Origin of the sequence: Caloramator proteoclasticus DSM 10124 (assembly GCF_900129265.1) — a bacterium.
Taxonomy (GTDB): domain Bacteria; phylum Bacillota; class Clostridia; order Clostridiales; family Caloramatoraceae; genus Thermobrachium; species Thermobrachium proteoclasticum.
In genome coordinates, this window is the sequence record NZ_FQVG01000019.1 from 1 (window position 1) to 23,992 (window position 23,992).

Below are 23,992 nucleotides of genomic sequence, written 5' to 3' on the forward strand. Positions count from 1 at the left end.
AATGAAAATAGCCTCAAGAATAGTAAGAAGTAGTCGCTACATAATATTTAAGCTTTGCAGTAGCTACGCATATAAAAATGATTTTTATGAGATTGTAGCAAATATTCACAAGTTAGAATGAAATTCTTTTATTATTGTTCTTTGATAAGTTCAAAAAGTAAAATTTTATACTATAGGTGAAATCTATTCTTCTTTAATGTAAATATCTGTAATTTATGAAAATTTTATTCATATAACAATTATACTAAGATTTCTTATAAATATTTTTCAGTTTAATTTTTGGTTGGTGAATAATTCAGGTTAAATATACATACCTTAACTTAAATTTTTATATTTCATACATTAACTTATGTTAAAAAAGTACCTCAAAACTATTAAATGTTTTGAGGCACTTTTACTATATAACTACCTTATTTACATACTCTGAAGTCATCGCCTTTAAAAGGCTACCATAATCCAATTTAAATTCCACAACATCTCCAACTTTATAGTTTATATTACTCCTTGTTACATCAAGAATTGTATGGTCAGAGCTTGCACCTAAGATATCTATATTTTTATCAAGTGGAGTCAGCCCCTCAGGATTTATATCCTGCCTTCCTATTGCAACTATAGCTCTTTTTATTATTCCCCTATCTTCATAGTGGGGTTTATTTCCAAAAGCATCCATACCTATATTACCAATAGGAACTGAGGGCTTCTTTTTTATCTCTACTATTTCAGCCTTTAAAATAAATGTATCGTCAGAAAGGGAATCTATTTTCTTCCCAAAGGCAGTTTCTCTCCCAAGTATTGCAACCTCTCCGAGTCTAAGGTTGTTTATTCCGTTTGGCAATCTACCATCCTCTAATAGATAATAACTACTTGAATTACCACCTGATATATACTCGATATCCAGTGAGTACTTATTTGCCATATCCTGTGCAATACTTGTTAATCTCCCTAAATTATTTTCATCTGGTATAACTCCACCATAGCAAGTTAAGTTTGTACCAAATCCTTTTATTTCAACTCCATCTACCTTTAATACTTCTTTAATAAAATCATCAATATCGTCAGGCCAAACACCTTCCCTTAAATCCCCCATATCCAACATTATTATTACTCTATGCCTTTTCCCAATTTTTTTTGCCTTCTCTCCTAAAGCACGAATTGTATCTATTTCTGAATTCAAGCTATAATCTGACCATAAAACAACGTCCTCTGCCTCATCAATCATAGGAATTCTTAAAAGAATTTTTTTTACCCTAATATCCTTCATTTTTTTTAAGTTTTGTATTCTTGAATCTGCCAAACCATCAATTCCACAGTCAACTAAATGTGAAACAATATCTGGATATGCACAAAAACTTTTAGTTACTATCCAAACCTTAACTCCTCTATTTGTACATCTATCAACTAAATACTTTATATTTTGTTTGTATTTATTAATATCTATAACTATCTGTGGATACAAAGTACCACCCCTAAATCCCCAAGCTCTTTTTTAAAATTTTAAGTGCCGCCTTTTCATATTTTTTTGAAAGTACTCCTAATGATGCCATAATATAATAATTATCGACTAAAATCTCAACGCTATCCTTAGGATAAAGGAACATTCCTCCCGTATTATCTTGAGGTATCTTTTTCATTATATCAACCCTATTGGGCAGCCTTGTTAAGGCTCCTCCTGTTCCTATTATCCACTTAACATTTGTTAAATCCTTTCCTTCTGCAATTGTTTTCTTGCCACTTGGACCATAAATATATCTTATCGAACCCACGTGCCTTCTTACAGCTGTAAGTACTGCCTCCTGCGTCATATATTCAACAAACTCAATTTCTCTTTCTGTTTTAGGTATTGGTTTTCTATTATTTATAAGCTCCTCTGCATCCCAAAATTTCTTTTTTAAATTCTCAAGCCCTATTCTTTCTACTATGTGTGGAAGATTTACATATACTCCCAAATCTCCTTCAACAGTCCTTTTAGCAAAGGGTTCTGGGCTAATCATTATTCTTTGGATTTCATCACTTCCCTGCGTTACAGAATGTACATCTGTAGTTGCTCCACCAACATCAAGAACCATCAAATCTCCTATCTCCCTTTGCAGGAGAATTGCACACTCCATAACAGCTCCGGGTGTTGGAATAATTGGTCCATTGACCATCTGCCTAACCTTTTGCATTCCAGGTGCACCTGTTATATGTTCCTCAAATACACTTTGTATAACTCTTCTTGTAGGTTCAACATTTAGCTCATCTATCCTTGGATATACATTTTCTACAATATATAGTTTTTGTTCATATTCTTCAAAAATCAATTTAACATCCTCGTGATTTTCAATATTCCCTGCATATATAACAGGAATATCCAATTTTAGTTTTGCTATCTCCTCTGCATTGTAAAGGGCTGTATCTCTTTCTCCATAATCAAGTCCACCTGCAACAAGTATTATATTAGGTTTTATCTCCTTTATTTTATTTAAATCACTTCTTCTTAGTTTACCAGCTGTAACCAACTTAATGATAGCACCAGCCCCAAGGGCAGCCTCTCTTGCTGCCCTTGCAGTCATATCAAAAACAAGGCCGTGCACAGTCATTCTAAGTCCACCTGCTGCACTACTTGTTGCCAAAAAATCATCATATTCAATATTATTTACTCCAATATTCTTCTTTAAATCATCTAATGCCATATTAAGTCCGATAGTAACATCTCCATCTAATACCGTAGTTGGTCCCTGTCCCTGTCCTATAAATTCAGAATTTTTTAAGTCAAAGGCATTTATAACCGTTGTAGTACTGCCTATTTCAGCAACTAAAACATTAACCTTCATAATTCTCCATTTCCCTTCTTCTCTTTACTAAGAATGAAGCAACGTCATTACCCTTTGTTCCTCGACCAAATCCTGCATCCATACCTGCTGATTTTGCTATTTCATCAGTTACTTGAGTTCCTCCTGCACAAACAATTAGTTTATCTCTTACACCCTTTTCTATACAGAGCTCATGTATTTTTTTCATATTCTTTATATGAACATCATTATGGGTAATTATTGTACTTGCAAGAATTGCATCTGCGTTGAATTCTATTGCTGCATCCACAAGTTTTTCAACTGGACAAGAAGTTCCAAGATATAGACACTCTATCCCATACTTTTCAATTCCGCCGTGCTTTATATCTATAACTTCTCTTAATCCTACAGAATGTTCATCCTCACCAACTGTTGCTGCAACTACCTTCATTGGTTTTCTTTCTATGTCCTTTCTTATTTCTTCATCGGATAATACCTCAGGTTTTTTTGGAATTTCAAGTTTTGATACATCTATAGTAAATGGTACCCTTCCTTTTATTTCAACAAGTGTTCCCTCTGCTGGCTGCATTACTTGTTTATGAATTACAACTACATCCTCAAGCCCCATCTTCTTTCCTATTTCCATTGCTGCAAATTCTGCAACCCTCTCTTCAACAGGTAAGAAAATAGTAGTTGCTACTATACCATCTCCACACCACTCAACCTCTGGTTTAATTTCTGTTGAATGTCTTAGGTTTTCAGTCTCCTTTAATCTTCTATTTACATTATCATTTTCATCCAATTCATCAATAAATACTATCTTTTCAGGTTTACAGAAGGTACATCCATCTATTAAATCACACGCCTTTTCAATTCCCTCTGGGAGATTATTATAACCAAAGTGCTCACAAACAGGTGCCATATAGTCCTTGTCCCTTTCTACTACAGTACCAACGCCTATTCCACCATTTATCTGTCTTGCAATACCATCACCGTTTCTTTCTGGATACATACCAGAATCAACAAAGAATCCCATTTCAACAGCCTTAAAGTATCCACCAACCTCAAGTATTTCCTCCATAAATAGAACTGCTCTCTCTTTTAATTCTCTTACCTTATCTACTAAATATCCGTCCTTCTTAAGTTCTACCATTTCAAGTAGTCCATCCATACCAATCAAGGCTTGCTTTGCTGTGTTTATGGCGTGTATATTGTTGTAGTGCCAAGGAACATTTCTTCCTTCATCTGGTGTAATTGTAGATTGTATATCTGCTCTTGTTAGTCTTGAAATTAGTAGGTTTAATACGTGGGTTACAGTAGCTTCTCTTGTACAGCTTTCCATATATTTTGTATTCATCTGTGCCCTCATCTTATAATCTTTAAATAGCTGTCTTAGTGCCACTGCATAAGGAAGGTCAATTCTTAAACAAGGTGCTGGTGGTGCTGTTGGAGGAACTGTTGATAATGCTATGTTTTGTGGTTTCATTCCAACCATTTTTGAGTATGCACAGTTTATTGCGTGTTGTACCATAAGTTCTGGCATAACCTTATAGCCCTTCATAGCTGTTGCATTTGCATTGTGAGCACCATCTATCTGCACCATATCTGCAAAGGCCATTATCTTCTTTGCAACCGCTGCATCAACAAATGACCTTACCATATTTATATTTCTATAAAGAACATTATATTGTGGGTCTTGATGTGCACCATTTACTCCCTCTTCTGCAAACATAACTGCTATATCTGGCCCTGCAACACCTGATACATAGGAATGAAAATTTATTGGTCTTCCTACTTCTTCTTCAATTATATCAAGTGCTTTTCTTGTAGCTCTAACTTGTTTTCTTGATATAGGAACTCCTCCTACACCTTCTGGAGTCCCTTCAATAAGTCCATCATAATGGCTTTGTCCAGCTGTCCTTATTACCATTATATGGTCTGCTCCGTGCCAAGCAGCCATTCTCATTCTTCTAATATCATCCTCAAATCTACCTGATGCAATTTCAGTTGTAATTACACAGTCTGGCTGAGGGTCTATATAACCAAAGCTTTTTGCTGCTGGAAGTGGGCAACTATTTTTCAAAGGTTTTGATGCTTGATGATATTCAAATTCTCCATATACTTGATTACCCTGCTCTTCCCTCCAATGCCATCCCCTTCTCTTTGGTCTATAATTTTCAAGATCCTTTAATATTTCCTCTATGTTCAACTTTTCGTTTTTCTCCAACATACTATACCCCCCTTAAAATAGTGCTGGTACTTCATCCCAGGCTTTTCCTTCAACAAGTAATAAACCTGCTTCTCTTATTGGTATATTTTTCTTTTTAGCTAACCTATAAACTACATTTCCTGCACCCTTTCCAAGTAGTCCTAAATTTTGTACCCCTTCAACAATTGCCTTTGCCTCTATACTTGAAAATCCCATTCTTAAAAGAACTGACCTTTCAACAGCCGGCGAAGTGTGGGTATATGCAATTTCCACAAGTGGTTTTACTATCTCCTCTGCAAGCTGCCAAAATCTTTTTTCTAATTCTTCATCTGTTAAATTTTTAAGATGCTGTCTTCTAATTTCAAAATCATCAGGCCTCTTAACTGCCATTTTAACCCCTCCTTATTAAACAACCTTTACATTAATTTCAGTAAGTATCTTTTTTACTTCTTCTATTGAAAGTTTTGTATCCTCTGCTAAAAATTCCGCATCCTTTATACCTATTTCATCAACTTTATAGTTATCAATACAGTTTTTTATATACGATTTTTTTAGTTTATTTAAATCTACATCTCTTGTCTTTATTAAGCTTGGATTCTCTGGAAGAATTATACTTTCTCCTGCTCTTTCTTCTTCTGGATCGCCAAATCTAATATCTATTCCATTTTCCCTTGCAAAGGATAGCTGTGCCATATGATGCTTTCCAGCTCCTGTATATTCAGTCTCTTGAACTACTATTATTTGATCTTCATCCATCTCCTGTGCTATATAAAAGGCTGCAGTAAGAGATGTATTTCCTGCTGGGCCTCTTTCCAATCCCTCAAGTTGTGCTAAAGCTTCCGTCATATAAAATACTTCACCCTGTTTTATAGTTACATACCTATCTAAGTATCTCAAAGGTCGTGCTGCACTTCTTGGAACATCTGATCTATCTGGCCAAGTTGCAAAGGGAATCCCAAAACCAGTATGTCCTGTTGTGAAGGATTTTCTATTAAAGTCCCTATCTGATGCCATATGAAGCCCTGTTAAATCAACGCTTGCACCAACTACTTTAGTGTTAAGTGCACCAGCCTTTATAAGTCCCCTTGCTGTCCCTGTAACATTTCCTCCACCTGCGTGAGTTATAACTACAGCATCAGGATCTTTGCCAAGCTGTTCTCTACACTGAATAGCAACTTCATAGCCTAATGTTTCAACTCCTGCTATTCCATATGGAGAATATAGTGAAGCATTAAAGTATCCTGTCTCTTCAAGAATTCTTAAAAATGTATAAAATAGTTCCGGTCCTACTGTAAGCTGAACAACTTCTGCTCCATAACATTCGCATTTTCTCTGTTTTTCTAATATCTCAGGCTGTCCAACTTTTCTTGAATCATAGCACTCCTGAACTATAATACAATTTAAATTTCTCATCGCTGCCTGTGAAGCTACTGCAGCACCATAGTTTCCACTTGTTGCTGCAACTACACCCTTATATCCTAATTTTTTAGCGTGGTATACTGAAATTGCGGCACGTCTATCTTTAAAACTTCCTGACGGATTGCAGGCTTCATCCTTTATAAATATCCTTGCTCCCTTACCCTTTGGAGAAATTTTTCTCACAAGAGCTGTTAAATTTTTAAGTTCAATAAGGGGTGTATTTCCTACTCCAGCATCCCTTTGTATGTTCTGTACCTCTTGTAGTGTATAGCCTGTTTCCCTCATCATCCTTTCATAGTCAAACCCAATTCTTGATGTTTGAAATTTTGAATAATCAATACCAACAGCCATCTTCATTATTTCATTTTTTCTGGCCATAACGGCATTATAACTATAATCTGCCACATCCTTCACCGTCCTTTAAAATTTTTCTTAAATCTTGCCCTATCTTTAAAATTTCAGGAACAAAATTACCGAAATCGTGTTTATAGCTTGGATTAACTTCAACTAAAGTTCCTTTAACTTGTCTGTTAGTTAAAGTAGTAATATAAACTTCATCTCCAATCATTGCATCACTATTTAAATACCCCTTTACCCACATTTCAAGTGGAACATTTTTTGTTTCATCGGGTAGATTTGAAGCTCTTTCTTCAGGCCTTAACACTATTTGATGTATCTGTACATAAGTTCCCTTCTTTATAACTTCCAAAGTTCTCACCTCTATTTAGTAAGATGCATTCTAAAATCGTTCATTATAGCGTGTGGTATTGGTAAATCCTTCATAGTAACAAGTCCTGGTTTTGCATTTAAAACGTGGGGTATCATATTAACTGCTGTTGCAATTGTTCCTATTCCTCCAGGAACCTCCGGCTTTATACATAAACTTATATTTGGATCTCCTTCAATCCATATATAATCACCAGTTTCTATATTTTCAATTTCTGGATGTATTTGTTGTGGGTGTTCAAGTGCTATTACAACTTCACCATTTTTAAGACCATATCCACAGTGGTTACATCCACATACCATACCAGGTTCAACAACAACATCCTTTGTTTCCCTATGTGTATTTGATATAATTGGTTCCTTTGTCTGCTTTACTTCATCTATTTCAATTCCAAGTGCATCTGCTATCATTGGTATTGATTCTTCAAATCCAACGTGACCGTATACAGAACCATCTTCAATCCCCTTCATAAATTCTTCTACAGTAAGACCAACTCCCTGTTCTCTCATAACTGTTTTCCCAAATGGTGATAAATCATTTATTCTTGCTGCTCTTATTTTCTTTACACTTCTACAAACTGCACTTAAAGTTATTATTAATGTGTCTAATACAAATCCTGGATTTACACCCGTTCCAAGTACAGTTACTCCATTTGCCTTTGCAATTTCATCTATTTCCTTTGATAATTCTGGTTCTGCTATAAAAGGATATGCCATTTCTTCAGCAATTGTTATACAGTTCATTTTATGACTACATATTAATTTAATCTGCTTTTCTACTCCCTTTACAAATGAATCTATAGCAAGTAAAACTATATCTGCCTCTACTTCCCTTAAAATCTTTTCTGGGTCTGAAGATATTGTTATTCCAAGTTTTCTGCCAATTCCAATATGTTCACCTAAATCTTTACCTTCATTTTCCTTTCTATCAATAGCACCAACAACTTCAATTCCTTCTTTGTCTAAAATCATTTTAACCATTCCACTACCCATATTTCCTACGCCCCATTGAATAACCTTAATTTTATCCATATTTAACTCCTCCCCATATAAATTTTTTATAATATACTGCAAATATGATGCCAAATTTGAAGGTAGCTATAATTTAAAATATAATTAATAAAATTATATTTATAACTTAAATGATGTTGGTACGTTTTAATATTCATTATTTTCTGATATTTTAAATTTAACTGCAACATTTTTTGCACCTATTAAACTTTATGATTTTTAAAGTAAAGAAGCTCTATGCAAAATATTTTGCATAGAGCTTGCCGAAAAATTTAAGCTATTTGCTTATACCATATTTATTCAATTTATGCTGAAGAGTTTGCCTCTTTATCTTTAACAAACCTGCTGCTTTTGATATATTGTAGTTTGTTCTTTCAAGAGCCGTAAGTATTATACTTTTCTCTATATCCTCTAAGTAGCCATCTAATGGAACATCAAAATCATACTTTAAGTCGCTTATTTTAGATGTATACCTTTTAAATATTAGTTCCTGAACATTTGGTGCAAAATGTTCTCTTTTTAGTATATGACCAGTAACCATATTCATTGCACCTTCAATGTAGTTTTTCAGCTCCCTCACATTGCCTGGCCAATCATAGCTTAAAAAACCATCGTAGACTTCATCTGAAACTTCCCAAACATCCTTAATAAGTTCTATATTGTATTTTTTTATAAACTCATTTATGAAAATAGGTATATCCTCTTTTCTATCCCTAAGAGGTGGAATATTAATATTTATTACACTTAGTCTATAATAGAGATCTTTTCTTAGATTTCCTTGTAAAATTGAAGTATATGGGTCTTCATTTATTGTTGCAATAATTCTAACATCTATTGGGATGTCCTTAACATCCCCAATTCGTCTAATATATCCCTCCTGCAATACCCTTAAAAGTTTTGCCTGTAGGTTTACTGGCATTGAGTTTATTTCATCTAAAAGAAGTGTACCTCCGTTTGCCTGTTCAAACAAACCTGGTCTATTTATTGCCCCTGTAAAACTCCCCTTTACAGTACCAAATAGTATTCCTTCAAGTAAGCTCTCAGGTAATGCAGCACAGTTTACAGCAATAAATGGTTTCTTGTTTCTTGTGCTCGATGAATGAATACATCGTGCTATTACCTCTTTTCCTGTACCTGTCTCACCTATAATTAATACTGTAGAATTAGTCCTACTTGCTTTCTTAGCCAGTTCAATAATTTTTAAAAAATCAGGGCTTGCACCAACTATATCACTAAATTTAAACTCATCTGAACCATCTTCCCTATTATTAAGTTGTAGAATTCTATCATATAGTTCTTTTATTTTAGTAAAATTTTTAGATATTTCTACTGCCCCTAATATTCTACCATCAAAAAAAATAGGTATAGTTGTGTTAACAGTAGTTATGTTGTTACCTTTTTTGTTAAGGTATGTCTGATATCTATCAAGTACAGGTTCTCCTGATTTTAAGCAGGAGAGTAACGTACTTGTTGTTTCATTAAGGTTTGGAAAAAGGTCACACAAATTTTTACCTACAACCTCATTTGAATTCAACCCCTCTATCTGTTCCATCGCTCTATTGTATATTATTGTATTGCCGTCGCTATCTACAACGTGAATCCCCTCATCGATATTATTTAAAATAATTTCAAGCAATTTATGCTCAAAATCCATAAAAAATCCCCCTATCTAAATAATTAATGGGCTTAATAGCCCATTAATTATTTGTTTGAATATAGTGGAAACTTATCACAAAGAGCCTTAACCCTTTCCTTAGCTGGAGTTAAATTCTTTTCCCTATTATCTATTACCCAAGCAATTATATCTGCAATTGCAATCATTTCTTCTTTTCCAAATCCCCTTGTTGTTACTGCTGGTGTACCTATTCTAATACCACTTGTAACCATAGGACCTTGTGGGTCAAATGGAATTGTATTTTTATTAACTGTTATTCCAACTTCGTCAAGAAGATGCTCTGCCTCTTTACCAGTTATGTTCTTATTTCTTAAATCAATAAGCATAAGATGATTGTCTGTACCGCCTGAAACTAAATTAAATCCTCTATCTAATAGGGCATTAGCAAGATGTTTTGCGTTTTCAACAACCTTCCTTTGATATTCTTTAAACTCATCACTCATTGCTTCTTTAAAGCATACAGCCTTTGCTGCGATAACATGTTCAAGTGGTCCACCTTGAATTCCTGGGAATATTGTTTTATCTATTATCTTTGCATACTCTTCTTTACATAATATTGCACCGCCCCTTGGTCCACGCAATGTTTTATGAGTTGTAGTTGTTACAAAGTCAGCGTATTCAACAGGATTTGGATGAAGTCCTGCTGCAACAAGGCCTGCAATATGTGCCATATCCACCATCATATATGCATCAATCTCATCACATATTTCTCTTATCCTCTTAAAGTCAATAACTCTTGGATATGCACTTGCACCTGCTACAATCATCTTTGGTTTTTCCCTATGTGCAATCTTTCTTAGCTCATCATAGTCTATGTAACCTTCTTCATTTACACCATAGGATATAAAATTAAACAATTTACCTGAAAAATTTACTGGGCTACCGTGGGTTAAATGTCCACCATGTGCTAAATTCATCCCTAAGACTTTATCTCCTATTTCAAGAACAGATAGATATACAGCCATATTTGCCTGAGAGCCAGAGTGTGGCTGAACATTGGCGTGCTCTGCACCAAATAACTTTTTTAATCTTTCCCTTGCTAAATCTTCAACTATATCTACATATTCACATCCACCATAATATCTCTTACCAGGATAGCCCTCTGCATATTTATTTGTCAATTGTGAACCTTGTGCCTCCATAACCGCTTTACTTGTAAAATTCTCTGATGCAATTAGTTCGATTTTATTTTGTTGTCTTTCCATTTCCTTTAATATAGCCTCATATATTTCAGGGTCTACCTTTTTAACTTGCTCTAAACTCATCATACCCTCTCCTTTAAAATATCTTATATAATAAATTATAGAATTATCAGACATTTTTTACAAGCATAAATATATATAAAATATACTATTTACCTTAATATGTAAATTATTTTATAAATTTAACAATTGTTTCTATCAAGTCTTCTATTTCCTGTTCTGAAACAAAATCATCCGATGCCTTTAAAATACATGATTTTGAATAGTTTTCTAAAATTAATGCACCAACTTTACTTATAGCTGCTCTAACAGCTGCAACCTGAACTAAAATATCTCTACAATCCGCATTGTTTTCTACCATCTTTTCAATTCCTTTGACTTGACCTTCAATTCTTCTTAATCTTTTTATTAAATCTTCCTTTGTACAACTCATATTTTTACCCCCTGTTTATTATATCTTTTATAACTTCACCTGCAATTATGAGACCAACAACAGATGGAACAAAGGATATGCTTGCAGGAATTTGTTTTCTCTGTTTTTCTTCTATTTGTTCATTATTGTTTCTTCTGATTGGTGTTTCCCTTGAGTAAACAACCTTTAAATCCTTTACGCCTCTTTTTTTAAGCTCACTTCTCATAACCTTTGCCAGCGGACAAACAGACGTTTTATAAATATCTGAAACTTCAAATTTTGTAGGGTCTAATTTGTTACCTGCTCCCATACTACTAATAATAGGTATGTTTTTTTCTTTACACCTTACAACTAAATCTATTTTTGAGGAAACTGTATCTATAGCATCAATAACATAATCATAATCATCTTTTAGAAGTTCTTCTGCTGTATCTTTATTATAAAAAGTCTTATATGTAATTACTTGGCAGCTTGGATTTATATCTTTAATTCTTTCTGCCATAACCTCAACCTTAGGTCTACCTACAGTTTTTGTAGTAGCGTGGATTTGTCTATTTATATTTGTTATGCATATATCATCCTTGTCAATCAATACCAAACTTCCTACTCCACCTCTTGCTAGAGCCTCTACTGCAAAGGAACCTACCCCTCCTACTCCAAATACTGCAACTTTGCTATTTTTAAGCTTTTCTAATGCTTCACGCCCAATTAAAAGCTCAGTTCTTGAAAATGGTTCTAACATATTTTACCTCCTTAAACGTAAGAAAAAACCCACCGTATCGGTTGATGGATAGATTGAACCTGCTCTCAGCAGGTGGGTGTCCTCCCTAAAGATTCACGCTTCCTACTACAATTGTGTAGGCCTGCAATCCACTTCAGGAGACCGGACTCCCTTTGTATTGATGTTGGCTCAATACTTAATCCATCTTAACGTATACGGCAGGCTATATTCAATTAGGTTAATTGTATTATACTATAGAATATTTTTTTTGTAAACTTCAATAGTACCTCATCGGTATATTTAATATATCACTTTATTTTAAATTCATCAATCCACACTTTTAGGTTTTGTTGCATTTTTATTTTTCGTTTTCTATTATTTGTATGCCCAGCTCATCTAATTGTTTCTTATCAACTACATTTGGTGCATTAGATAATGGGCAAGCAGCATTTTGATTCTTAGGGAATGCAATAACATCCTTAATGTTTTCTGTGCCTGCAAGGAACATAATTAATCTATCAAATCCATACGCTATTCCGCCGTGTGGAGGTGGACCAAATTTAAAGGCTTCAAGTAGGAATCCAAATCTTTCCCACGCATCCTCCATTGTAAATCCTAAGGCTTTAAACATTCTTTCTTGAAGTTTTGTATCGTGAATTCTTATACTTCCTCCACCTATTTCCTCGCCATTTAGTACAATATCATAGGCCTTTGCTCTAACTTTTCCAGGCTCAGTTTCAAGTAACTCTATATCCTCATCCATCGGTGAAGTAAATGGATGGTGTACTGCAACATATCTTCCTTCTTCCTCATCATATTCAAGCAGTGGGAATTCTGTCACCCATAGGAACTTGTATTCTTTATTATCTGGACCTATAAGTCCAAGCTTTCTTGCCAGTTCAAGTCTAAGAGCACCTAAGGATGCAAATACTACCTTTGGTTTATCTGCAACAATTAATATTAAATCTCCATCCTTTGCCTCTGTCTTTTCTATTATTGCATTTAATTCTTCTTCCTTTAAGAATTTTGCTATTTGTGATTTTATTTCGCCATCCTTAAGCGCTATCCAAGCAAGTCCCTTTGCACCATAGGTTTTTACAAAGTCTGTTAATCTATCTATCTCTTTTCTTCCAAAGTCAGCACAGCCTTCTGCATTTATTGCCCTAACGTGACCACCCGATGCAACAGTATCTTTAAATACCTTAAATTCTGAATTCTTAACAATGTCTGTCAAATCCTTTAATTCCATACCAAATCTAATATCAGGTTTGTCTGAACCATATCTTTCCATAGCCTCTTTATATGGCATTCTGATAAATGGTATTTCTACATCTATTCCTTTAACTTCCTTAAAAAGTCTTTGAATAAATTTTTCATTAATTGAAATAACATCATCTACATCAACAAATGACATTTCAATATCAATTTGTGTAAATTCTGGCTGTCTATTGGCTCTTAAGTCTTCATCTCTAAAGCATCTTACAATTTGGAAGTATCTATCATAACCTGATATCATAAGTAGCTGTTTAAATATTTGTGGTGATTGAGGAAGTGCATAGAATTTTCCTGGAAAATTTCTACTTGGTACTAAGTAGTCTCTTGCACCCTCTGGTGTACTCTTTGTTAAATATGGAGTTTCTATCTCTAAGAATCCATTTTCATCGAAGAAATCACGAACTACCTTTGCAGCCTTATGTCTTAACATTAAATTCCTTTGAAGATCAGGTCTTCTTAAATCCAAATATCTGTATTTTAGCCTTATTGCCTCTGATGCATCTAAGTTTTCCTTTATATATATTGGTGGTGTTTCCGATTCAGAAAGAATTTTTAATGCCTCTACCTTTATTTCAACTTTACCAGTTGGCATATTTAGATTTGGTGATTCTCTTAAAACAACTTCCCCTGTTACTGCAAGAACATATTCACTTCTTATTGAATGTGCCTTTTCAAAGGCTTCTTTGTTTATCTCATCTCCAAAAACAACTTGAACAATTCCAGTTCTATCTCTAAGGTCAACAAATATTAGACCTCCTAAATCTCTTCTTCTTTGAACCCAACCCATAACTGTTACTTTGCTGCCTACCTTATCTTCAAAAACTTCTCCACACATACAGGTTCTCTTTAAACCATTTAATGCTTCTGCCATTTTTTACCCTCCTTAATTATAAATTCATTTTAATATCTTCTATAGATGTTTCTTTTTCTTCACCAGTCTCCATATTCTTAATCTTAACTATTCCTTTATCTAACTCATCATCCCCTATTATAATAACGTAATATGCACCTATCTTATTTGCATATTTCATTTGTGCCTTTAGGCTTCTATTCATTAAATCTTTTTCTACACTTATACCTTCTCTTCTTAAATCAAAGGCAATCCTTGATGAAGCCTTCTTTGCCCTTTCTCCTAAACTTGCAATATATATTAGCTTTGGTTTCATATTTGGTATTTCAATTCCCTTAGATTCAAGCATTAGTATTAATCTTTCAATTCCAAGTCCAAATCCAACTGCAGGTGTTTTTGAACCTCCTATCTCTTCTATTAAATTATCATATCTTCCCCCACCACATACAGTACTCTTTGCTCCAATGTCCTCTGAAATTATCTCAAAAACAGTTTTTGTATAATAATCTAATCCTCTAACTATATATGGATCAACTACATAATTTATATCTAATGTATCCAATTCAGACTTTAAATCCTCAAAGTGATTTCTACATTCATCACAAATATAATCAATTACAACAGGTGCACCCTCTGCAATCTTCTTACAAGTATCGTTTTTACAGTCAAGTACCCTTAATGGATTTCTATCATATCTTTCTTTGCAGGTTGGACATAAATCATCAAAATTCTTCTTTAAATACTCCTTAAGTGCATTGTTATAATTTGGTCTACAATTTGGGCATCCTATGTTATTTATATTAACAGTTAAATCCTGTAGACCTAAATTATTAAAGAAGGTAAAGGCAAGAGATATAACTTCTGCATCAGCTGATGCATCACTTGATCCAAATAGCTCAACACCAAACTGATGGTGTTCTCTTAATCTTCCCTTTTGTACCTGTTCATATCTAAATACTGGTGTTATGTAGAAAAGTTTAGTTGGCTGTACCTCTGAATATAAACCATTTTCTAAAAAAGCTCTTGCAGCTGGAGCTGTTCCCTCTGGTTTTAGTGTTATGCTTCTGCCTGCCTTGTCTAAAAATGTATACATTTCCTTTTGAAATATGTCTGTTGTCTCTCCAACTCCTCTTTGAACAAGTTCAGTATGTTCAAAGGTTGGTGTTCTTATTTCTGAAAAACCAAAATAAGAACAAACTTCTCTAACCTTTTGTTCTATATACTGCCACTTATAGACATCCTTTGGTAAAACGTCCCTTGTACCCTTTGGTGCCTTTGTTATTAACATAGTATCCCTCCTCATTAATTATTAACAAAAAAGAAACCGTCCCTAAAGCAAGGGACGGGTATTCTTCCCGCGGTGCCACCCTAATTGGCATAGCCCACTTAAATCTATAACGCCGACTGCGTGTATCCCTACTCAATTCAGGTACAAACTCCAGGGTGTCCTTCATCTCCCTTAACTTTAAAACTGCTCTCAGTCTTAGGCAGCTTCTCCCTGTAAAGTGTTTGGAAACTACTCCTCCCCTTCATAGTATTTAAATATAAATTTTAGCTTTATTATACAAATACAAATATAACCTGTCAAGTAATATATTTTATTTTGTATATATTAAATAGTAACTATCTTTCCTCATCCTCTATTAAGATTCTTTCACTCTCTTCTATAGGCAGTTCCTGAACAGATTTTAGCTTTCTTTCTATATTCTTTGTCTTTTTTGCTGCTGTCTCTATGGTGTTGCTTGCCTCCTGTAATTTCTTTTGTGTTTTCTCAAGTATATCACCAAACTTAGTAAACTCTGTCTTTACAGCACCAAGTAGAGCCCAAACTTCACTTGATCTTTTTTCTATTGCCAGCGTCCTAAATCCCATTTGTAAACTATTTAAAAGAGCCGAAATTGTAGTTGGGCCTGTTACTATAACCTTATATTCCCTCTGTAATGTTTCAATCAAACCTACATCTCTAATAACCTCTGCAAATAAGCTTTCTGTTGGCAAAAACATAATCGCAAAGTCTGTGGTATTAGGAGGATCTATGTATTTTTCAAATATACTCTTTGCCTCCTGTTTTATTCTATTTTCAAGTTGTTTTCTTGCAAACTCTACTCCTTCCTTATTTCCCTCCTCCTGTGCATCAAGAAGCCTTTGATAGTCCTCCTGTGGAAACTTTGCATCTATAGGTAAGTAAACACACCTATTTAAGTCATCTTTACCTGGCAGTTTAACTGCAAATTCTACTCTATCTGAACTACCCTTTTTTGTTGCAACATTTTCTTCATACTGTTCCTTTGTAAGTATTTCTGAAATTATATTTGCCAGTTGAACTTCTCCCCATATTCCTCTAACTTTAACATTGGTAAGAGCTCTCTTTAAATCATTTACACCAGTTGTTAAACTTTGTATTTCTCCAAGTTGCTTATAAAGTGCCTCAAGCCTTTCACTTATATTTTGAAAGGACTGGGATAACCTATTTTCTAATGTAGAATGAAGTTTTTCATCAACTGTTTGCCTCATCTCCTCAAGCTTTTTGTTGTTATCATTTTGAATTTGAGTAAGCTTTTCCTCTACACTTTGCCTTATTTTATCGAGACCATCTTGATTTTTCTTTAGAAAGTCAATAAGTTGGCTGCTTACAACTTCAAGTTGCCTATTTTGCATATTTCCAATGTTTGTTATCTGTGTATTCAAACTATCTGTTAAACTTTTAATGCTTTGTGATAATTCCATTCTATTTTGGCTTGAGTTTTTATTTATTTCTTCTCTATTTCTTCCCATTTCATCCTTTATAATATTATTTATCCTATCCTCTAAAGTTTGTGATAAATTTCTTAAGGGCCTTTCTATATCTAAAGCACCCTTTTGTTTTAAAATTATTATTAATTGTAATATAACTATAGCAATTAATAGGATTAGAATAACTACATCCATATCATCACCCCCAATATAATTATAATTTGGTTGGTTAAATATGTAAACAATAAGATTAATTGAATTAAAATAAGTTATTTCTAATTTTACTTATAAAATTTCATATTGTTGACAAATCCATTTGTAAGCTAAAGTATGAAAAAGCCCCATTAAAGGATTTCGATAGGCTCTTTCATGAGCTTTAGCAATTCCTTGCTTTTCGACTTTGAAAAAGTCCGTAATTCGGCACAGGACGTGCCGAGCCGAGCGGCCATCAGGACGATGGCATCGCGAGGGTAGGACTTTTCAAACAAAGAAAAGCTTAGAATTGATTAGCGAAATGAACGAATGCCCAAGAAATCCTTGTTGGAGCTTTTCACTATATAATTTTTTAACAATCTGTAATTTTACTTACAAAATTATTGTACTTTTTATAAAATAATGTGTTAAAATAAGATTAACATCAAAAAGGAGTGATGCATTTGAATCCAATAGCCTTTTATGTGTTTGGTATAGCAATAAGATGGTATGGAGTTTTAATAGCATCTGGTATGCTTATTGCCTTTATTATTGCAAAAATTAATTCAAAGTATTTAAATGTTGATTATGACAAATTTATCGACTGTGCTTTGATATCGCTACCCTTTGGAATAGTGGGTGCACGTTTATACTATGTAGTATTTAATTATAAACTATATATTAACAATCCAATTGATGTTTTAAATATAAGAGAAGGTGGACTTGCTATCCACGGTGGAATCATATTTGGTATTCTCGCTGCCTACATATATTCTAAAAAAAGAGGTATAAACCTGTTAAACTATCTTGATTTAGCTGCACCATCAATTGTTCTTGCACAGTCAATAGGTAGATGGGGTAACTTTTTTAATCAAGAAGCCCACGGTGGTGAAGTATCGAAGGAATTTATAAGTAAATTCCCTGAGTTCATACAAAGGGGTATGTTTATAGATGGGAAATACTATCATCCAACTTTTCTATATGAATCACTATGGAATCTTTTTATATTTATAATATTGATTATTATAATAAGATACATTATAACAAAGCGTGGAAACATATTCTTTATATATGTTCTTTTATATTCAATAGGCAGGTTTTTTATCGAAGGCTTAAGAACTGATAGTTTAATGATAGGACCATTTAGAACTGCACAAATAGTAAGTATTATAGGAATTTTAATTTCAACTATGTATGTTTTATTAAATAAAGGTAAGGAACTATATTAGGTTCCTTACCTTTACTTATGTAGTATATCATCTATAGCCTCTATTTTTTTATTTATCATCTCATCAATTCTATTTATATACTCCTTAACATCCTTTACATTAGCTACTCTTTCTATTCTATTTTCTTCATCATAAACAAGCTTTGTTATTGCATCTGCACCTAAGGATATAATAGAAATATTCTCTGCAATCATTTGTATGTTGTAAATACATTCCTTGCCTCTCTTGCTGTATCCAACGTTCTCCAATGGACTTACCATATTCTTTTGCCTATACATATAATATGGAATCATCCCCATCTCTCTACAACAATTAGTAGCATAGTTATACATTGAAATTACATTATCTGTTCTATGTTTATAATCCATTTCGTTTAATATTGAGGCTCTTTTTATTGCCATTGTATGTATTGTTATACTCTCTGGAGATAACTTTTTTAGTTCCTCCATTGTTTTATTTATTGAACCTAAATCTTCATCAGGAAGACCTACTATAATATCCATATTAATATTATTAATGCCAATCTCTCGTGCTAAATTGAACTTATCAATTATATCTTTAGTAGAGTGTCTTCTTCCAATTTTAATTAATGTTTCCTCATTCATTGTCTGTGGATTTATACTAATCCTTGTTACACCATACTTCTTAAGTAAAACTAACTTATTTTTATCTATTGAATCTGGTCGTCCTGCTTCAAAGGTAAATTCCCTCAATTGTTGCAGATTTACATAATTTGATAATCTGTCAAGTAATCTATCTATTTGTTCTAAACTTAAGGAGGATGGCGTTCCTCCACCAAAGTATAAAGTATCAACAGTTATACCATTATTTTTAAGATAACTTAAAATTGAATCAAACTCCTTTAAAAGAGAATCAACATAAGCTTCAACCAGTTTTTCATTACCATAAATTGAATTTGAAGCAAAGGAGCAGTAAACGCACCTTGTTGGGCAAAAGGGAATACCAACATATATGCTAACCTGTTTTTTTTCTTTATCTAAAAATTTTGCTTCATTCTCTGCAACCTCTATAGTTAAATTAGCCTTGTCCTCATTTAAAAGGTAATACTGCATTAAATGCTTCTTTATTTCTTCTAAACTGTCTCCTCTCTTTTTTAATTCGTGAACTATCTTTGTTGGTCTTATTCCAACCAATATTCCCCAGGGAATATTTTTATCAAAATATCTACTGAGTGCCTTTAGAGCTGTTCTCTTTAAAGAATTTTTTATTAATTTAATATCACTTCCATCTATATTTTCTTTTTCAATTATTTCTCCTATTTTAAATAAAACCTGCTCTCCATCTAAAATACTTTCTATTTCAAAACCATCTTGGCAAAATTCTATTTCTTCCTTTTCATAAAATAGATTCAATATTTGAAATACTTCATATCTAAAATTATGTCCTATTAATCCTACTCTTACCATCCTATACACCTACAAATACTTTTTAGTCTCCTGCCTTAGCCTTTTTACAAACTTTTCACTAACCTTTAGTTCTTTTGCAATGTCACTATCAGTATAGCCATTTTCCATCATTTCTGAATATCTTTCGTAATCTAATTCATCAAGTGGGTTAACATAGGTTTCTGAATAACCATTTGTTCTTTTCTTTTTCATATTAACCTCTCCTTTTATAAATTCAAATACATTTTTCCCACTTTGATGTCCATATATTCAATTTATTTTAAAAAAGGGTTAAATCTTTTTTCAAGCCCAACAGTTGTATATATTCCATGTCCTGGATATACCTTTGTCTTATCATCTAAAACTAATAAATTTTCTTTTATTGATTTTATCAACTCATCTTTATTTCCATTTGGAAAATCTGTCCTTCCTATTGAACCTCTAAAAAGGGCATCCCCAGTAAAAACAGAATCACCAACTAATATTGAGATACCTCCTGGTGTATGTCCTGGAGTCTCTAATATTTTAAGTTCTAAATTTCCTACTTTTAAAACATTCTGTTGCTCAACATATAAATCAACATCAAAAAGTTTCATATTGGAATATATTGGTATTAATTCAATTGTTCCGCCTTCTATTAAATAACTATCTCGTTTGTGTGCAACTACTAATGCACCTGTTTCATCCTTTAACTTTTTTACTCCTGCTATATGGTCAGCATGACCGTGAGTTAAAATTATATATCTTAAATTAAAATTCATTGACCTTATATCTTCGATAAGTTCAGTTGTATCTCCACCTGGGTCTACACAAAATGCTTCATTTGTTTCATCATCTACGACTAAATAACAGTTAGTCTGAAAATATCCCATTTCATAAGTTTTAACTATCATTTTAATCACTCCTAAAAGTTTTTCTTGCTGTCTAAAAGTAATGTAACTGGACCATCATTCTCAAGATTTACCTTCATATAAGCTTGGAACTGTCCTTTTTCTACTTTTTTTATATATTTTTTACACTCTTCAACAAATTCTAAATACATTTTTTCAGCATAGTCAGGCTTTGCTGCCATCATATAATTAGGTCTTCTTCCCTTTCTGCAATCGCCATAAAGTGTAAATTGTGAAACAACTAAAAGTTCCCCACCAACATCAATTAATGAAAGGTTCATTTTTCCTTCTTCATCATCAAATATTCTTAAGTTACAAACCTTCTCTGCTAAATATTTTATATCATCATCTGTATCTAATTCCTCTACTCCTAATAACACCAATATACCCTTATCAATACTACCTACAACATTACCTTCGACTTCAACTCTTGCACTATTTACTCGTTGCACAACAGCTCTCATAAAATCACCCCTAATTTCTGTTTCTATAAACATCTATTACGCCACTTAATTTTCTAAAATCCCTCATTATTTTCTCTAACTGTTCTGTATTTAAAACTTCTAAGGATAAATGTATAGTTGCTGTATTTTTTCTATTCGTTCTTGCATTTATTGCCTTGACAGAAACCTTTGCATTTACTATTGTATTTGTAATATCTGCCAAAAGTCCTGTTCTATCTGTGGCTTCTATTTGAATATCTGCAACAAAGGATGATGTATGTTCTCCTGTCCACCTTGCTTCAATAACTCTTTCAGGTTCAACTTCTGATAGATGTTTAAAGTTTGTACAGTCTTTTCTATGGATAGAAACACCTCTACCCTTTGTTATAAAACCTATTATTTCATCTCCCGGAACAGGATTGCAGCACTTTGCAAATCTAACTAACAAATCCTTTTCGCCCTTAACCTCAATTCCCTGCTTAACACCCTCACGTTTTCTTTCTCTTTGAATCTGTTTCTTTGGTTCAAAGTCAGCAACACTTTTAATTTCTTCCTTTTCCTTGTCTTTATATAGTTCTTCCTTTATTTTTCCAATAACTAATGAAGCCGATAACGCACCGCTACCAATTGTAGCATATAAGTCATCTATTTGTGCATAGTTAAACCTTTTCAAAACAACGTCTATAATATCAGACTTCATCGCATCGGCATATGGTATCTTCTGTCTTCTAAGTTCCTTTTCTATAAGCTCTTTACCCTTTTCTATGTTTTCTTCTTTATATATTCTCTTAAAATATTGTTTTATTTTATTCTTTGCCTGTGAACTTTTTGCTATATTAAGCCAATCTCTGCTTGGACCTTTGGAGGTGCTTGATGTAATTATTTCTACTATATCTCCAGTCTTCAATTTATAATCAAGCGGAACCATTTTACCATTTACTTTAGCACCAATACATTTATTCCCTATATCGGTATGAATTCTATAGGCAAAATCTATAGGTGTAGAATCTACTGGTAAATCAATAACTGTTCCCTTAGGTGTAAAGACAAACACTTCATCAGAAAACAAATCTATTTTTACTGTCTCCATAAATTCCTTAGCATCTGTTGTTTGCTTTTGGAACTCAATTATTTCCCTTAACCACTTTAATCTATCGCCTAAATCATCACTTGTAATACCCTCTTTATACTTCCAATGGGCTGCAATACCATACTCTGCAGTTCTATGCATTTCCCAAGTTCTAATTTGTATTTCAAAGGGCTGACCTCCTGGTCCTATAACTGTCGTATGGAGAGATTGATACATATTAGGCTTTGGCATAGCTATATAATCTTTAAATCTACCTGGTATTGGCTTCCACAATGTGTGAACAATACCAAGAGCTGCATAACAGTCTCTTACTGTATCAACTATAACTCTAATTGCTAAAAGGTCAAATATTTGATCAAATGTTTTATTTTTATATACCATTTTTCTATAAATACTATAGAAATGCTTTGGACGTCCCTCAATATCCGCTATAATACCTGATTGTGATAACTTGTTTTTTAATATATCTATAATTTCGTTTAGTTCTTTTTCACGTTCAACCCTTTTTTTCTGTACTTTATTAACCAAATCATAATACTCATCTGGTTTCAAATACCTTAAACATAAGTCCTCAAGTTCCCATTTTATCTTAGAAATACCCAGTCTATGAGCAAGAGGTGCAAAAATGTCCAAGGTCTCTTGGGCCTTCTCCTTTTGTTTATGTGGTGGAAGATATTTTAAAGTTCTCATATTATGAAGTCTATCAGCAAGTTTTATTAGAATAACCCTAACATCATTTGCCATAGCAACAAGCATCTTTCTAATATTTTCTGCCTGCTGTTCTTCCTTAGATTTGTATTCAATTTTACCAAGCTTAGTAACCCCTTCGACCAAAAAAGCAATCTGTGGATTAAACATATTTTTAATGTCTTCATAAGTATATTCTGTATCCTCAACCACATCATGTAAAAGAGCAGCACAAATAGTATCAGTATCTATCCCAAGTTCTATTGTTATTAATGCAACCTCAACTGGATGCATTAAGTAAGGCTCACCTGATTCTCTATATTGATCCTTATGTGCCTTTTCTGCCAATTCATAGGCACGTTTTATTAAATCTATATCAACATCTAACTTCTGTTTTTTTATTTTATCAATAATTATATCAAGCATAGCCGCCCTCACTTCTCTTGTTTATAATATATGGCTGGTATTCATACCAGCCATATTTTTTATTAATTATATCTCAACTTTTAATTAATTGCAATTTTTTTCGACATCAAAATTCATATTTGATAAGTGATTCTACATCATATTTAGCAAGCTTTTCTCTACCATTTAGTCCTGTTAATTCAATAAGGAAGCACATACCAACAACTTCTCCACCAAGCTGTTCTACTAAGTTTGCAACAGATGCAATAGTTCCTCCTGTAGCAAGTAGATCATCTACAATAAGAACTCTTTGACCTGGCTTTATAGCATCCTTATGTATTTCAAGGCAATCACTTCCATACTCTAAATCATATTCATATTTTAGGGTGTCAGCAGGTAGTTTACCAGGTTTTCTAACAGGTACAAATCCAACACCTAAGCCATATGCAACTGGAGTTCCAAATACAAAACCTCTGGCTTCTGGTCCAACAACTAAATCTATGTTCTTATCCTTTGCATATTCAATCATCTTATCAACTGCATATTTAAAAGCTTCTCCATCCTTTAATAGAGTTGTAACATCTTTAAAGCTTATGCCTTTCTTTGGAAAATCTTCTATTATTCTTATTTTTTCAACTAAATTCAT

Annotated in this window: 21 protein-coding genes, 1 other RNA gene and 1 other annotated feature; of the genes, 1 reads left to right on the plus strand and 21 read right to left on the minus strand. The window is 33.2% G+C overall.

Annotated elements, in window-relative coordinates:
- Positions 1–397: 397 nt before the first annotated feature.
- The 15 genes from orr to BUB63_RS05925 all read right to left on the minus strand — a co-directional run bounded on the left by orr (position 398) and on the right by BUB63_RS05925 (position 17,199).
- Positions 398–1,456 carry an ornithine racemase Orr gene (gene orr / locus BUB63_RS05855; RefSeq protein WP_027308017.1) on the minus strand — a complete coding sequence of 353 codons (1,059 nt, stop codon included), beginning with the start codon at positions 1,454–1,456 and terminating at the stop codon, positions 398–400.
- Between the two features lie 10 nt (positions 1,457–1,466).
- On the minus strand, positions 1,467–2,813 hold the full coding sequence (locus BUB63_RS05860) for a GlmL-related ornithine degradation protein (RefSeq protein ID WP_073248426.1): 1,347 nt from the start codon (positions 2,811–2,813) through the stop codon (positions 1,467–1,469).
- Positions 2,803–5,001 carry a D-ornithine 4,5-aminomutase subunit OraE gene (gene oraE, locus BUB63_RS05865; protein WP_027308019.1) on the minus strand — a complete coding sequence of 733 codons (2,199 nt, stop codon included), beginning with the start codon at positions 4,999–5,001 and terminating at the stop codon, positions 2,803–2,805. The genes BUB63_RS05860 and oraE overlap by 11 nt, the downstream gene beginning before the upstream one ends.
- Positions 5,002–5,013: 12 nt before the next feature.
- The gene (locus BUB63_RS05870; protein ID WP_027308020.1) at positions 5,014–5,370 is read right to left on the minus strand and encodes an ornithine aminomutase subunit alpha; all 357 of its coding nucleotides are present in this window, start codon (positions 5,368–5,370) and stop codon (positions 5,014–5,016) included.
- A 15-nt stretch (positions 5,371–5,385) separates the two neighbouring features.
- Positions 5,386–6,804 carry a 2-amino-4-oxopentanoate thiolase subunit OrtB gene (gene ortB / locus BUB63_RS05875; RefSeq protein ID WP_278298493.1) on the minus strand — a complete coding sequence of 473 codons (1,419 nt, stop codon included), beginning with the start codon at positions 6,802–6,804 and terminating at the stop codon, positions 5,386–5,388.
- Positions 6,791–7,108 carry a 2-amino-4-oxopentanoate thiolase subunit OrtA gene (gene ortA / locus BUB63_RS05880; RefSeq protein ID WP_073248430.1) on the minus strand — a complete coding sequence of 106 codons (318 nt, stop codon included), beginning with the start codon at positions 7,106–7,108 and terminating at the stop codon, positions 6,791–6,793. Before ortA ends, ortB begins: the two co-directional genes overlap by 14 nt.
- 11 nt (positions 7,109–7,119) lie before the next feature.
- The gene (ord, locus tag BUB63_RS05885) at positions 7,120–8,157 is read right to left on the minus strand and encodes a 2,4-diaminopentanoate dehydrogenase (RefSeq protein WP_073248431.1); all 1,038 of its coding nucleotides are present in this window, start codon (positions 8,155–8,157) and stop codon (positions 7,120–7,122) included.
- 256 nt (positions 8,158–8,413) lie between these two features.
- Positions 8,414–9,790 (minus strand): sigma-54 interaction domain-containing protein, encoded by a 1,377-nt coding sequence (locus tag BUB63_RS05890; RefSeq protein ID WP_073248432.1) that lies wholly within the window; start codon positions 9,788–9,790, stop codon positions 8,414–8,416.
- A gap of 47 nt (positions 9,791–9,837) precedes the next feature.
- A complete protein-coding gene (locus tag BUB63_RS05895; RefSeq protein ID WP_073248433.1) occupies positions 9,838–11,076 on the minus strand; it encodes a serine hydroxymethyltransferase in 1,239 nt (412 codons plus the stop codon).
- Between the two features lie 106 nt (positions 11,077–11,182).
- The gene (locus tag BUB63_RS05900) at positions 11,183–11,446 is read right to left on the minus strand and encodes a metal-sensitive transcriptional regulator (RefSeq protein ID WP_027308026.1); all 264 of its coding nucleotides are present in this window, start codon (positions 11,444–11,446) and stop codon (positions 11,183–11,185) included.
- Positions 11,447–11,450: 4 nt separating this feature from the next.
- Complete coding sequence (locus BUB63_RS05905; RefSeq protein WP_073248434.1) at positions 11,451–12,167, minus strand: tRNA threonylcarbamoyladenosine dehydratase; 717 nt, start codon at positions 12,165–12,167, stop codon at positions 11,451–11,453.
- Positions 12,168–12,189: 22 nt separating this feature from the next.
- Positions 12,190–12,374, minus strand: a non-coding RNA gene (ssrS, locus tag BUB63_RS05910) — 6S RNA.
- Positions 12,375–12,504: 130 nt separating this feature from the next.
- Positions 12,505–14,292 (minus strand): aspartate--tRNA ligase, encoded by a 1,788-nt coding sequence (gene aspS / locus BUB63_RS05915; RefSeq protein ID WP_073248435.1) that lies wholly within the window; start codon positions 14,290–14,292, stop codon positions 12,505–12,507.
- A 16-nt stretch (positions 14,293–14,308) separates the two neighbouring features.
- Complete coding sequence (gene hisS, locus BUB63_RS05920) at positions 14,309–15,559, minus strand: histidine--tRNA ligase (protein WP_073248436.1); 1,251 nt, start codon at positions 15,557–15,559, stop codon at positions 14,309–14,311.
- 47 nt (positions 15,560–15,606) lie between these two features.
- Positions 15,607–15,813: a binding site (T-box leader), on the minus strand.
- Positions 15,814–15,894: 81 nt separating this feature from the next.
- Positions 15,895–17,199 (minus strand): DNA recombination protein RmuC, encoded by a 1,305-nt coding sequence (locus tag BUB63_RS05925; RefSeq protein ID WP_073248441.1) that lies wholly within the window; start codon positions 17,197–17,199, stop codon positions 15,895–15,897.
- A gap of 455 nt (positions 17,200–17,654) precedes the next feature.
- Between BUB63_RS05925 and lgt the strand changes: the two genes are divergently transcribed.
- Complete coding sequence (gene lgt, locus BUB63_RS05930; protein ID WP_200790170.1) at positions 17,655–18,425, plus strand: prolipoprotein diacylglyceryl transferase; 771 nt, start codon at positions 17,655–17,657, stop codon at positions 18,423–18,425.
- A gap of 11 nt (positions 18,426–18,436) precedes the next feature.
- Here lgt and hemZ read toward each other — a convergent pair whose 3' ends face one another.
- From hemZ to BUB63_RS05960, 6 genes are all read right to left on the minus strand, one after another.
- On the minus strand, positions 18,437–19,852 hold the full coding sequence (gene hemZ, locus BUB63_RS05935; protein WP_073248446.1) for a coproporphyrinogen dehydrogenase HemZ: 1,416 nt from the start codon (positions 19,850–19,852) through the stop codon (positions 18,437–18,439).
- A gap of 9 nt (positions 19,853–19,861) precedes the next feature.
- Positions 19,862–20,044: a hypothetical protein gene (locus tag BUB63_RS05940; protein ID WP_027308033.1), complete on the minus strand. Its 183-nt coding sequence runs from the start codon at positions 20,042–20,044 to the stop codon at positions 19,862–19,864.
- Between the two features lie 62 nt (positions 20,045–20,106).
- A complete protein-coding gene (locus BUB63_RS05945) occupies positions 20,107–20,724 on the minus strand; it encodes an MBL fold metallo-hydrolase (protein ID WP_073248448.1) in 618 nt (205 codons plus the stop codon).
- Between the two features lie 11 nt (positions 20,725–20,735).
- Positions 20,736–21,185 (minus strand): D-aminoacyl-tRNA deacylase, encoded by a 450-nt coding sequence (gene dtd / locus BUB63_RS05950; protein WP_027308035.1) that lies wholly within the window; start codon positions 21,183–21,185, stop codon positions 20,736–20,738.
- Between the two features lie 10 nt (positions 21,186–21,195).
- Positions 21,196–23,367, minus strand: coding sequence for a RelA/SpoT family protein (locus BUB63_RS05955; RefSeq protein ID WP_073248450.1), 2,172 nt, complete (start codon positions 23,365–23,367; stop codon positions 21,196–21,198).
- 106 nt (positions 23,368–23,473) lie between these two features.
- The gene (locus BUB63_RS05960) at positions 23,474–23,992 is read right to left on the minus strand and encodes an adenine phosphoribosyltransferase (RefSeq protein ID WP_027308037.1); all 519 of its coding nucleotides are present in this window, start codon (positions 23,990–23,992) and stop codon (positions 23,474–23,476) included.